Genomic DNA, 12291 nt, shown 5'->3' with positions numbered 1-12291 from the left:
TAGTACAAAAGCACTATATTTTAGCGATCGCCTGTGCCAGTTGCGTAAGTCCTGTGAGAGAAACCTTAATTTTACTTATTGGCAAAATTACCTGCGGAAACCAAATTTTGAGTATGCATACTGTTTCAGAATGTGAAATACATCATTCTATAGATAATGTGTTCAAGATTACTAATTTTTTACGTTTTTTTTATAACAAAAAATCATTCAAAAATCATTGTAACGACATTCAATTAACTGTATAATTGAATGTTAGATAAGATGTTGGCTAATAATAAATAAGTTCCACAATTTATGAAGGTACTTTCAGAGTCTTGATGTAGTGGTGAATTAGACATCTCCGAAAACTGCCCAAGTATCTCTGTGACTAACTTATAGGGTGCGATCGTCAGTGAGAGCAATCAGCTAGTTTCGACGAGAGAATAGGAGTTTGAGATATTTGTTGTTAATAATCCGACAAAAAAAACGTGGCTATGTGCATTCATTTTCTCTCAGGTAAATGCGTATATTTCTGCTGGTAATACAAGTGCCCCAATTCGTAATCTTACTACTCCACAAATTGTCAAAATTACTTGTTCATACTTTTTAGGATTTAAGCGAAATCTTTCTTGAACAACTCGAAATATTTTTACAGAACGAATTCGATGTTTAACAAATAATCGCTTGCATGAAAACTCCTTATTTTCTTTTTTCTGGTCAATTTTTAACTTTCCATTTCTTGGTGTTTTAATCGGTGTGTCAATTAAATCTTCTCCAAGATATCCTAAATCTCCCTTAAATTTTTGTTTGGGGTCAAAGTTATCGCGGTTTTCTCGAAACAAAGTTATATCACTTTTTGGCCCAGGTTTGCCAGCTATAACATCAACAATATCCTTGGCATCTGGCAAGATAATTATCTGACTTTTAAATGTATGTTTACATGCCTTACCAGAGTAATATTTTTCTTGTTCTTTATTATCCACAGGTCTTTCCCTTACTTGTTCATAGCTATCTACAATTAATTCATAATCTGTAAGTATTTCTTTGACTACCATCAAGTCAGATTCGTTTTTTTTACTTGTTCAATTAAACTGGATGGTAGCAATTCTCTGAGTATTGGCAACCAATAGTTAAATGTATCATTTGCGGTGGACTCACTCACACCAAACTGGATACCAAGAATCTCAAATGTAGTCAGATGCCTGAGATAAACCAACGTTAAAATTATTTGTTCTTTGAGCGATAATTTGGGTTTAAGACCTCCACCACCAGCAATAATTCTCATTTTTTTTGATTCTAATAACTCTTGTTTGTCATGGTGTAATCGCTCTGCATTTTGAATTAATTGTTGTAACTGTTCATACTCCAGACCAATTAACCGCTTTGTTCTTTTAGGATTCTCTTCAATATGATTCAGTATATCGCTCATGTTTCTGTGTCAAAAAAGCTCCTTGATGTTCTTTTACCACAGAATGTTACTATTTTGGAGATGTCTATTAGATAATTTGTAAAATTTTTTTTACGAAACAAAATGGAAAGTCCGCACCTATGAGACGGATAAATACTGAAAAAAGCGCAAGTTGCACTAAGGATAAAAGCCAGAGTCAATGTAAAATCAAAGCTTATTGTTTGCTCATATTTTCGGGCAAGTTTGAAAATACGCGCTAATACATAGCAACTATGCAGTTATTAAGAATTTATTAAATGTTTCTTAACTGTCTTAACTGTCCTTGTATTTGCATTCAACATTTAATAAAGTGTTGAAGAGAATTTTAAGTAATGCCCGCTGGGGTATGCGATCAATTAGCTTAGGTGGAGCAAGTGCCACCGACACTTTGTATTCAAAGAGTAAGTGAATGCTCTCAACTGCTTTGTTTCCTGTGAGTAGATTTTGTCGAGCAGAGGAAAAGTAAATTATGACAAGCACGCTGATACATAACGTGGAAAAGCAGTTAAACTTTTCCGGTTCGCACATAGATGCGAAATACCTTGTTGATGTAAGCAATTATTACATCAAGAACGAAACGATTGTAGTTAACCCACATATGTGGGATGTTTCAGTTGGTCAGCCCGTTAGAAATATCATTCCTGCTTTCTCCTCAACTATCCTCAAAGACATAACCATCAAGAAGGCTCAAGCACTGATATTGATCGAGGTAAAAGACACCACCAACATCGGGAATATTATTTTGGAACAGGGTTGGGTTCTATTAGGCGATACTATTGAAGACTCTCCCAATGGTGGCAACACTGGCGAACTACCCTACCCCAAAAATACACCTCTATGGAAATCGCCACAAGATGACGCGGGTATTGTAGAGATCGACCCGTATTACATGACGAGGCAAGCAAAGACACCGAGTGAAAAGCAAAGCTTTGTCGTTAAACTCAACTTATGGTTTGCACCCTCACACACCAATTGTTTCATACACAACAAGCATGACTTTATCGAAATCCACACAGAGATATTCGGTACTGGCAGAATGCAGAAGTTCAAAGCTCAAGATTATGGCACTCTCTATGAAGACATGTTGATGAGTCCAGGCTTCACAACTGTTGTGCCATTTTGTGAAGTTGAAGAAAACAGCAAATACATTTATCCGTGGCATCAATATTACGCAGATACAGATTGTATTTGGATGGCAATAGAGTATCACCCATTGGCTAAAGCTTAAACTCAGCAACTTTATTGAGGGAGATTGCCAATTAAATTTTGATATTGCGATCGCTAATTACCAGTCACATCCTTTGTCCTTGGCTCCAACAGATTGCACTACTTAATCTTGAGAGTTCGGGGTAGGAAGTTAAGGTAGCTCTACCTCAGTCAGTCTTGCAAACAAGTTACTTCAATAATAACGAGAATGGAATTTATTCGCTTTAGATTTAGATAAATCTGATGGCGAATGAATTTAATCACTGATCGATTCAGGCAATTTTGTACTACCAGAGCATAATCATGTCGAATGTAATTTTTTCCGAAAAAGAGGCCTACAAATTTCTCAAAGTAGAAGAGTATTTTGATAGGTATAAAGAATGGGAGAAGCTTCTAGAAGTCAAAAGTCATGGCTTCGATGCAGACTCAAAAACTTTGACGCTGAATTTTAGCAAGAGTGATGGCAATCCATGCAGTATACTCATGCAGTTCCCGCAGCAAGATACTTTCCGGTTGCGCTTCAATCCTGGAAAAACTGCCGAGGACTATTCTTCAAAAAATAGTCCTTCAGTAGTTTTGAACAACTTTGAAGATTTGACGAGACTGCTCGATAATAACGAACATTTTGAAATTGAAGTAATAAAAGATGTCAGCAACGGCATTGAACTGGTGACGAAGAATGTAGATAATAATCCAGAAATGAAAGTGGTTGTCAATCATCAGCCATTTTCAATTACGGTCTATATGTTTGCTCCCCATGAAGAGTATATTGTTTGGCAGACGGCAGATACTCCGATTTACTATACCCCTAACGGAAATAATAATTACGCCATTATCCAGGCAGTGAATAAGCCAGCCAACGCCAAATATGTTGGCTTTGGCGAACAAGGCGGGCAATCTCTGAGCAAAAATACCGCACAAGTCAACTATTTCAACTTCGATAATATGCGGTATCGGCAGGTTTACGATCGGGGTCCTTTAGACCCCCGAGAACCTCTTTACCACTCAGAACCGTTCTTTTATGAATTTCATGGCGTTCCCGAACACGATAGCGTCACTGGCGTTTTTATTGATAATACTGGTCAAGTCCTAGTGGACATCGGTTATATCAACTCCAGTCGCTATATGATTGGGACTCGCTTTGGGGATCTTGACTTTTATTTTTTTATCGGACATAACCCTGCCAACATCCTAGATAGTTATACCGAAATTGTGGGCAGACCGCGCTTGAAACCCCGTTACTGCTTGGGATATCAACAAGGTTGTTATGGCTACGAACGTCAAGATATCGTGGAATGGGCAGTCCGCAAGCATCGGGAATACCAAATTCCCCTTGATGGTATGCATGTCGATGTAGATATCCAGAAGAACTACCAAACCTTCACGATTGATACAGAGAAATTCCCCAACCCCTACGAAATGTTTCACAACTTGAAAGAACAGGGCGTGAAATGCAGCACCAATATCACCCCAGTGATTAGCCGACTAGACCCCAATTATTCAACTTACGCTGAGGCTAAGGACAAAGGGTTTTTCGTCATGGACAGACGTTACGATCCCGGAAATCCTGATAGCAAAATTTACCAGCTTTACGGTAGCGGTCATCAATTCTCTCCCAATAATGGGTATGTTGAAGGTTTCAATAGTGGGGAACCCTATATTGGTGGGGTTTACTACGGCAACGATTCTAACGGTAATGAGCTAGGGACTCCTGGTCATTACGCGGATTTGGGTCGGCAAGAGGTACGTGATTGGTGGGGAACCCAATATAAATACCTCTATTCGATGGGGCTAGAAATGGTTTGGCAGGATATGACAACACCTGCTATCCGCGATTATCGTGGGGATATGAAGGGCTTTCCTTTCCGTTTATTAGTGACGGATAATTCCCACTCTGATGCCGAGCCGAAATTAACCCCAGCGATTGAGGTGTGGAATTTGTACTCTTACAATCTTCACAAAGCCACGTATCAGGGATTAAACCGTCTGCACGAAATCAAAGATTCCAGATACCCGAACTTAAGCGAAAGAAAAAACAAGCGGAACTTTATCATTGGACGCGGTAGCTTTAGCGGTGTCCATCGCTATGCAGGATTGTGGAATGGTGACAACTCTTCGGACTGGGATTTTCTAAAGATGAATGTCTCCCAAGTGCTGTCCCTTGGTTTGTGCGGATTAGCTATAAATGGGCAGGACATTGGCGGTTTTGAAGCTTCAGCGGTGGATGAAGGCAAATGGGCTAGTCCAGAATTGCTGATTCGCTGGACGGCGGCGGGTGCTTTCTTGCCCTGGTTCCGGAATCATTATGTCCGCAAAGGGCGTAAAGAGTTTCAAGAACCATTCATGTATGTAGAATGGTTTAACCAATATCAGAGTGGCAAGCTGCCTGAACCGCAAAATCTGTACCGGATGGTACTGCCGATTTGCAAGCACTACATTGAATTGCGCTATCGGCTGATGCAGTTGTTCTACGATGGGATGTTTGAAAACTCGCTGAATGGACTACCGATATCCAGACCCCTATTTATTAACGATCCCGGCGATCAATCCCTCTACAATGACAAAGAAGCTTTCCTAGACAATGAATTCTTTGTGGGTAAGGATCTGTTGATTGCTCCGGTTTTAGATCCCCAAGAACCTCAATCAATTGAGAAAAACTACGGCAAGCGGGATGTTTATGTTCCCTACGGCAGCGATTGGTACTGTTTTATGAACAATACTATGCCCCTTGGGAGTGTTGTTGAGGGTGGAACAACTATCCGAGATTTTGATGCTAGTCTTAATCTGGAAGGCGATCACATTAACTTCATTGTGCCGATTTATGTGCGTGCGGGTGCTATCATTCCGACGATTGAATTGGAACAATATGTAGGACAACTGAATAAGGAAGGTAAGCCCAATCCGATTACTCTGAATGTCTATCCAGGTGTGAGTGGTAAATATACCATGTTCTTAGATGATGGTGTGAGCCGTTCTTCTGCTTTTAAGATGCCACCGAACTCTGGATGGGATGAAGAAGCGAACGATGAATATCGTCGGACTGAGATTACCCATCGTTACCCCGATCAAAAGACTCGCGAAATTAATGTAAAGCGCGTCCATGATGGTTACACGCCGAAGCTTGAAACCTATTTCTTTGTGGCAGTATTGCACGATCCATCTGAAACTAAAGGTGCTTCAGGTTGTTTGAAGAGTGTGAAGATCGCCGAACAAAGTATTCCACAGGTGCAAGGAAGTTCTAATCTCAACTCTTCGCCTCAGAATGCTTGGTACTACAACGAAAGCATCAATATCAGCTTTGTGAAGGTGTTTGATAATAGCCCAGATATCACCATCACAGCAGACTATTTCTAATGGCTGATCCTACAAAACTTCAAGATTGTGAGGTTAAGTCTTTGATAAGCTAATCAGCATTCAAGTTGCATAATCAGGGCGGGCAAGATGCCCACCCCACAAGATATTGAGAAAATTTTCATCTGCAAATTTAGATGTGTTTTAGCTTAACAGTCCGCAAAATACAATGCCTAAATTTGCATAAAAACTTGGTTTTTGAGTTTTTATAAAAGCCGTGCAACAGCCGACAAAAAACGACTGTTGCACGGCTTTCGTCTGAAGAAACATGATGCAGCTAAAAGCGATCGCAATTACAAACAGAAAAGTCATACCTACAGAAACGCCTAGCAGCGGCAGCATCAGAAATTGGCAAGAATTCAGCACCCAGGAGTCAGAAGTCAGAATTTACGATTCTTTAACTATTCTGACTCCTGAATTCTTACAGAAATTGACTTAAAGCTTGTGCCAAGCCTGCTCCGATACAATCCAAACCCGCTTGCACAATGAACTGGTAACTCAAGACGACATTCTCCCTTACCAGCATTGAGACCAATGCCAACTCCAACATTGCCACCTTTAACTGACGCGATCGCAGTTGCTGGAATTGACTTAACCAAGAAATTTGACATATTTTCGCCTCATAGAAAATTACTAGGTCTTGCATTGTACCAAGCTCTATGCAAAGATAATTATACCAAAATACGGTAAGTCGATAGAACTATCGTACTTCTGTAACGATTGATGCTGTCAAAATATAGCTGATTACAAAATAGTGTTTTCAACTAATGTTAATTGGCAAATAATCACTTGAATCGAAATCAAGCTTTCGTCAATGTCAGTAGCCATTGATGAACTTTGTACAGCATAACTAAAAAATGGACTTTAGAATGTCTCTAGTGTGTGGTTGAGTTTCCCTTAAAAGTAGAGAAGTCTTTGCTAAGTCCGTTATTGTCTAATTCCAGACGTTTTTAGGCTTATTTTAAGCGTCATAATTCCTAGCTGACTGCGAATTTGGGATTGTACATTCAACTACTTAGTAGTGGTTTCGATCTTTATCAGAATTTTGCGCTTTTTTCAGCAGCTAAAGCTTTGGTAAATCGATGTTCTAATCGTTAGCTATAAACATTAGAACAACGATTTATATTGTCTTTTCTGTTTAATGAAGGGCTAATTTATTCATCTTTAAGGTTGAGGAGTTAAGGAGTCATGTCGAAATTTCGCTGGAATTATAGATCCATAGTGTTCCTGCTTTCGGTGCTAGATATTCTAGCTATACTGGTTTTTCATCCAGCTAAAAGTCAGGCTGAATTACCTAAATCTGATGTATCTACTATTGAAGTAGAAAAGAACAAAGCTCCAGAAGCAGTTGTCAATCAAACAGTAGACACTTCAATTGCACCAGTCACTCTTAAAAAAGCTCCAAACGATCTCCAAGATCGAGTGATACCTGTATCACAATTGTTGCAAGCTACACCGCCAACGAAGCAAAAAGCTCCAAATAATGCAGCAGGGCAAGTTACATCCGTCTCGCAACTATCAGATATTAAGCCGACAGATTGGGCATTTCAAGCATTACAGTCTTTAGTTGAGCGCTACGGTGTAATTGCAGGATATACAGATGGTACATTTAAAGGCGATCGCTCCCTAACGCGTTATGAATTTGCCGCTGGGTTGAATACAGCTTTAGATCGCCTCAATGAACTAATAGCGACTTCGACAACAGATTTAGTCAAGCGCGAAGACTTGGATACCATCAAAAAATTACAAGAACAATTTTCTCCAGAACTCGCTCAACTTCGGGGACGTGTAGATAGCTTGGAAACGCGAACTGCGAAGTTAGAAGCAACGAAGTTTACAACCACAACCAAACTTATAGGTCGAGTCCAAATTGTTGCTAGCGAACTTCTGGCGGGTAATAATGTCGTCACCAAGAGACCAGCACCTAACAATGTCACACTTCAAGGCTCAACTTCTTTACGGTTAAACACCAGTTTTAACGGAAAAGATTCACTAGGTATAACAATAGGAGGTGGAAATATTGAATCACTGGGACAAACAAGAGCTGGATTATTGGGAACTTATGAGGGGAGAACTGCTGATAACTCCAGTATTACTTTTGCACGCAACACTCTTATTCTCAGTGGTGTTCGCTATCGGTTTCTACCTTTTCCAAATACCCAAGTCAACATTTATCCCTTGTCTGATGGAGCTAGTGAGATAGGTCTTTCTGGCCCTATTAACCCATATTTTGAATCGTCTTCTGCAACTGGTGCTAATGGGATTTCACGATTTTCACGGCGATCTTTGGTCTATAACTATGGAGATAGCGGCCCTGGAATTGCTGTACTCCAGGGATTGGGCAAACAGGTTCAATTAGGGCTAGCGTACAGCGCACCAAACGGTGGTAATCCCACAACTAATAACGGCTTATTTACAGGCAGATATTTAGCTTTAGCACAGTTAATATACTACTCTTCTAATCGGAATTTTCGGGTGGCGGCAACTTACGTCAATACCTATAGCCCACCAAATACTCTAGGTTTTAGTGGAACAAATTTCGGCCCAGCAGTCGGGAGTAACCTAGTAAACAGCACCGTGGCTGGAGCCTCAACAGTGGGCAACCTTTATGGTCTACAGGCGTTTTATCAAGTTAATCCCAAGTTTGCAGTCAATGCTTGGGTAAGTTATGCAGCACACCGCTATTTGGGGCGCGGAGATGGCGAAGCTATGGATTGGGCGGTAGGACTGGCATTCCCGGATCTTTTTAGTGAAGGTGCTCTAGGGGGGGTTTTAGTTGGTATGGAACCAAAAATGATTAGTCTCAGTAGGGGTGTAGATTTGGGAGCGGGTGCGGGCCAAGCAGACAAAGATACTTCCCTACACGTTGAGGCATTCTACCAATATAGAATCGGAGATAATATTGAGGTGACACCGGGTTTGATCTGGATTACTGCACCGAACTCAGATTCCAGCAATCCTGATAGTTTATTTGCTTGGGTTCGTACTGTCTTTAGGTTTTAACCTTTGACACTCCCCGGACTGAATAAAAATTTTTACATTCGTTTAATCAAAAGTCCGGGGATTCTTGAGTCTTAAGGGAGCCAATGTTAGTGCCGCAAGACAAAGCCCAATCCAATTTCGCGTATTTTCTATCTAGACAAAACTGTTTAGAAAAATTTATTTAACTACTGTAAACTTATCGAATTTAAGTATTTTGTGAACCAAAATTGGACAACTACACAAAAGACGTTACAGAGCAAGCTGTTGAGAAAGATAACTCAGTTGATTTTACATAAAGTTACGTTTGAAGTTGTTTGGTAAAATACTTGCTTTTTGCCGAAAACTGTGAAAGACTTTATTATGTTGCAAACTACGGTTTATCGATCAAATTAATGTATTTGTGCAATATCAGAGCTAGTGAGAACCTGTATTAAGGGATTACAATTTCTAGATTTTTAAATATTTATTGTGCAGCATGGATGGGGTGAAGACTTGATGCTTAAGACGTTAACAATCGATTTTGAATTCGACTTAGAAGCAGATGTGCTTGTGATTGGAGGCGGGCCAGCTGGAACTTGGGCGGCATGGAGTGCTGCATCAAGTGGAGCTAGAGTTGTCCTCGTAGACAAAGGGTATTGTGGTACGACTGGATGCGCTGCTGCATCTGGAAATGGTGTTTGGTACGTGCCACCCGATCCAGAAGCACGGGAAACAGCAAAGGCGAGTCGGGAATCATTGGGTGGGTTTTTATCCGATCGCAATTGGATGGATCGGGTACTGAATCAGACCTATATCAACGTCAATCAGTTAGCAGAGTGGGGTTATCCCTTCCCTACCGACGATGAAGGTAAACCCTACCGGCGATCGCTGCAAGGGCCTGAGTATATGCGGCTGATGCGGCGGCAAATTCAACGCGCTGGAGTCAAGATTTTAGACAACAGCCCCGCCTTAGAATTACTGGTTGATGACGATGGTGCTGTTGCCGGTGCAACAGGTGTGAACCGTCAGACTAGTGAGAAATGGATAGTGCGATCGCAGTCCACAATTATTGCAACTGGTGGCTGTGCATTTCTCAGTAAAGCGTTAGGATGCAACGTCCTGACGGGGGATGGTTATCTAATGGCGGCAGAAGCAGGAGCCGAGATGTCGGGTATGGAATTCTCCAATGCTTATGGCATCTCTCCCGCCTTTTCTTCAGTTACCAAAACCCTGTTTTATAATTGGGCAACTTTCACCTACGAAGACGGTACTGTGATTCCGGGGGCAAGTTCTCATAGACGTTCAATCATTGCTCAGACATTACTGCAACAACCTGTTTACGCCATCATAGACAAAGCGGCGGAATCGATGCGGGCATCTATGCGTTTAGCACAGCCCAACTTCTTTTTACCCTTCGATCGTGCAGGCATCGATCCATTTACCCAACGTTTCCCTGTAACCCTGCGCCTAGAGGGAACTGTGCGCGGTACGGGGGGGATTCGGATTGTCGATGAGAGTTGTGCCAGTTCTGTATGGGGACTTTATGCGGCTGGAGATGCCGCTACACGCGAACTAATTTGTGGCGGATTTACTGGCGGTGGTAGCCATAATGCAGCTTGGGCAATATCTTCTGGCTATTGGTCGGGGAAATCGGCTGCTGAATATAGCCGCAGTTTGGGAGAACATAAAACTCAACGACAAGTTAAGGGTGTTGGAGAGGTAGGATTAGAAAGTGGGAGCGTAGCTTGCCGCCGAAGGCATCGCTCTTTAGCAACTGATGAAATTATTCAAGCAGTCCAAGCTGAAGTATTCCCTTACGAAAAGAACTATTTCCGTACAGAACAAGGCTTAACCGAGTCTTTGGGTAAGCTAAATCATCTTTGGCAAGAACTCCGCAGTAGCCAGGTAACATCAGAGAAAGAGCTTCCCAAAGCGCGAGAAGCTGCGGCAATGGTAGCTACAGCGCGGTGGATGTACAGCAGTGCCATTGAACGTAAAGAAACTCGTGGGATGCACAGACATCTAGACTATCCAGAACTTGATGCTAACCAGCAACATCACTTGATTAGTGGCGGATTAGATCGAGTCTGGGTGAAGAGTCAGCCGCTAAATACAGAAAAGCCTTTATCTAAAATAGGAGCAGCAGTGTGATTGAGTTGGTCAGCGAATCGCGGTGCATAAAATGTAATATCTGCGTGAATATTTGTCCAACCAACGTGTTTGACCGTGTAGCTGATGCGCCGCCAACCATTGCCCGACAGAGTGACTGTCAAACCTGTTATATGTGCGAATTGTATTGTCCAGTTGATGCTCTTTATGTAGCACCAGAAAGTGATATGACAACTTCAGTCAATGAGGCAGAATTGGCAGAAGTTGGGCTACTGGGTAGTTATCGGGAAAACATCGGTTGGGGACATAAACGTACATCAACAGCAAAAGCCGATCAAACATTCCAAATTCTCAAGCAGATGAAATAGTGCAGCGGAGAAAAAAGTCATGCTGGCATTAAAGAAGGCAGGAAGCAAGAAGCAGGAAGCAGAACGTAGTCCTATAAAAATTAGGTATTTTGAGTCTAGTGACTGTTTTCAAACTCGAAGATCCCCCCTAACCCCCCTTTTTAAGGGGGGAAAAGAAATTCTTAAAGCCCCCCTTTTTAAGGGGGGTTGGGGGGATCTTCAAAGACGAGGTTGCTTAACGAGAGGTTTGGAAACACGCCCTAGATACCTTATGTCTAGTACGAGATTATCAACCTCAGTGGCTTGTGTCTTACTGCTACTAACTACAGCGTGTAGCCAAGGCGAAACTAAATCTGCTCAATCCATTGAGGCTGTTAATGTCAATAAAGCTGTCGCTGCATCTAATAATATTTCTACCCTACGAATAGGTTATGTAGGTAGTTCAGAACCTACAGGGGCACTTGGTTGGGCAAAGAAAAAAGGAATTTTAAATCGTGAGTTGCAAAAAGCAGGATTTAAAAACATTACTTTTGCAAGATTTCCTAACGGGCCGGATCTAAATGAGGCGCTTGTCGCCGGACAATTAGATGTTGGTTCTTTAGGCGATACACCAGCCATAGTTTTGAAAGCTAGGGGTCAAGAAACCCGACTGTTGCGGATTAGCCAATTTAATACAACCGCCTGGTTAGTAGCGAAAAAGAATGGTGCGCGATCGCTTGCCGAACTTAAGGGTCAAAAAATAGCTACTCAAAAAGGCTCTTATATGCATCGATACCTGCTGGGTCTATTAGCTGAAGCTAAAATTGCCAAGGATGTAAAAGTTGTTCACTTGATGACTAAGTAGAACGGCGTGGAAAAACCAAACTATGTAAAGATAAATAAATACGGAGA

11 protein-coding genes are annotated in these 12291 nt (G+C 41.5%); 8 read left to right on the top strand and 3 right to left on the bottom strand.

Going from position 1 to position 12291, the window contains the following annotated elements:
- The coding region (locus ACM0OX_RS33385) for a hypothetical protein (RefSeq protein ID WP_414519237.1) at positions 1–245 on the top strand (245 nt) is incomplete at its 5' end.
- Between the two features lie 246 nt (positions 246–491).
- Here ACM0OX_RS33385 and ACM0OX_RS33380 read toward each other — a convergent pair.
- Positions 492–1034, bottom strand: coding sequence for a transposase family protein (locus ACM0OX_RS33380; RefSeq protein WP_414519235.1), 543 nt, complete (start codon positions 1032–1034; stop codon positions 492–494).
- Complete coding sequence (locus ACM0OX_RS33375) at positions 1034–1408, bottom strand: helix-turn-helix domain-containing protein (RefSeq protein WP_414519233.1); 375 nt, start codon at positions 1406–1408, stop codon at positions 1034–1036. Before ACM0OX_RS33375 ends, ACM0OX_RS33380 begins: the two co-directional genes overlap by 1 nt.
- Positions 1409–1895: 487 nt before the next feature.
- On the opposite strand from ACM0OX_RS33375, the gene ACM0OX_RS33370 reads away from it, so the two are divergent.
- From ACM0OX_RS33370 to ACM0OX_RS33360, 3 genes are all read left to right on the top strand, one after another.
- Positions 1896–2654: a hypothetical protein gene (locus ACM0OX_RS33370; RefSeq protein ID WP_414519231.1), complete on the top strand. Its 759-nt coding sequence runs from the start codon at positions 1896–1898 to the stop codon at positions 2652–2654.
- Positions 2655–2935: 281 nt separating this feature from the next.
- Complete coding sequence (locus ACM0OX_RS33365; protein ID WP_414519229.1) at positions 2936–5986, top strand: TIM-barrel domain-containing protein; 3051 nt, start codon at positions 2936–2938, stop codon at positions 5984–5986.
- A gap of 265 nt (positions 5987–6251) precedes the next feature.
- Positions 6252–6422 (top strand): hypothetical protein, encoded by a 171-nt coding sequence (locus tag ACM0OX_RS33360; RefSeq protein ID WP_414519227.1) that lies wholly within the window; start codon positions 6252–6254, stop codon positions 6420–6422.
- Here the strand turns inward: ACM0OX_RS33360 and ACM0OX_RS33355 are convergent.
- The gene (locus ACM0OX_RS33355) at positions 6405–6629 is read right to left on the bottom strand and encodes a hypothetical protein (RefSeq protein ID WP_414519225.1); all 225 of its coding nucleotides are present in this window, start codon (positions 6627–6629) and stop codon (positions 6405–6407) included. The two genes, ACM0OX_RS33360 and ACM0OX_RS33355, sit on opposite strands and share 18 nt — an antisense overlap.
- A 542-nt stretch (positions 6630–7171) precedes the next feature.
- On the opposite strand from ACM0OX_RS33355, the gene ACM0OX_RS33350 reads away from it, so the two are divergent.
- The 4 genes from ACM0OX_RS33350 to ACM0OX_RS33335 all read left to right on the top strand — a co-directional run bounded on the left by ACM0OX_RS33350 (position 7172) and on the right by ACM0OX_RS33335 (position 12244).
- Entirely contained in the window at positions 7172–8986 is a 1815-nt protein-coding gene (locus ACM0OX_RS33350) for an iron uptake porin (RefSeq protein ID WP_414519224.1), read from the top strand.
- A 474-nt stretch (positions 8987–9460) separates the two neighbouring features.
- Positions 9461–11095 carry an FAD-dependent oxidoreductase gene (locus ACM0OX_RS33345; protein WP_414519238.1) on the top strand — a complete coding sequence of 545 codons (1635 nt, stop codon included), beginning with the start codon at positions 9461–9463 and terminating at the stop codon, positions 11093–11095.
- Positions 11092–11421 carry a 4Fe-4S binding protein gene (locus ACM0OX_RS33340; protein WP_414519222.1) on the top strand — a complete coding sequence of 110 codons (330 nt, stop codon included), beginning with the start codon at positions 11092–11094 and terminating at the stop codon, positions 11419–11421. Before ACM0OX_RS33345 ends, ACM0OX_RS33340 begins: the two co-directional genes overlap by 4 nt.
- A 250-nt stretch (positions 11422–11671) precedes the next feature.
- Positions 11672–12244 carry an ABC transporter substrate-binding protein gene (locus ACM0OX_RS33335; protein ID WP_414519220.1) on the top strand — a complete coding sequence of 191 codons (573 nt, stop codon included), beginning with the start codon at positions 11672–11674 and terminating at the stop codon, positions 12242–12244.
- The last annotated feature ends 47 nt before the right edge of the window (positions 12245–12291 follow it).

Source organism: Nostoc sp. PCC 9305, from assembly GCF_963920915.1.
Taxonomy (GTDB): Bacteria; Cyanobacteriota; Cyanobacteriia; order Cyanobacteriales; family Nostocaceae; genus Nostoc.
This window is presented reverse-complemented; position numbering and strand designations above follow the sequence as displayed.

What these genes read in the sequence shown, in the direction of transcription:
- ACM0OX_RS33355 (WP_414519225.1), bottom strand. Translation starts at nt 6,629, where the DNA reads ATGCAAGACCTAGTAATTTTCTATGAGGCGAAAATATGTCAAATTTCT.
- ACM0OX_RS33380 (WP_414519235.1), bottom strand. Translation starts at nt 1,034, where the DNA reads ATGGTAGTCAAAGAAATACTTACAGATTATGAATTAATTGTAGATAGC.
- ACM0OX_RS33370 (WP_414519231.1), top strand. Translation starts at nt 1,896, where the DNA reads ATGACAAGCACGCTGATACATAACGTGGAAAAGCAGTTAAACTTTTCC.
- ACM0OX_RS33365 (WP_414519229.1), top strand. Translation starts at nt 2,936, where the DNA reads ATGTCGAATGTAATTTTTTCCGAAAAAGAGGCCTACAAATTTCTCAAA.
- ACM0OX_RS33375 (WP_414519233.1), bottom strand. Translation starts at nt 1,408, where the DNA reads ATGAGCGATATACTGAATCATATTGAAGAGAATCCTAAAAGAACAAAG.
- ACM0OX_RS33360 (WP_414519227.1), top strand. Translation starts at nt 6,252, where the DNA reads ATGATGCAGCTAAAAGCGATCGCAATTACAAACAGAAAAGTCATACCT.
- ACM0OX_RS33335 (WP_414519220.1), top strand. Translation starts at nt 11,672, where the DNA reads ATGTCTAGTACGAGATTATCAACCTCAGTGGCTTGTGTCTTACTGCTA.
- ACM0OX_RS33345 (WP_414519238.1), top strand. Translation starts at nt 9,461, where the DNA reads ATGCTTAAGACGTTAACAATCGATTTTGAATTCGACTTAGAAGCAGAT.
- ACM0OX_RS33350 (WP_414519224.1), top strand. Translation starts at nt 7,172, where the DNA reads ATGTCGAAATTTCGCTGGAATTATAGATCCATAGTGTTCCTGCTTTCG.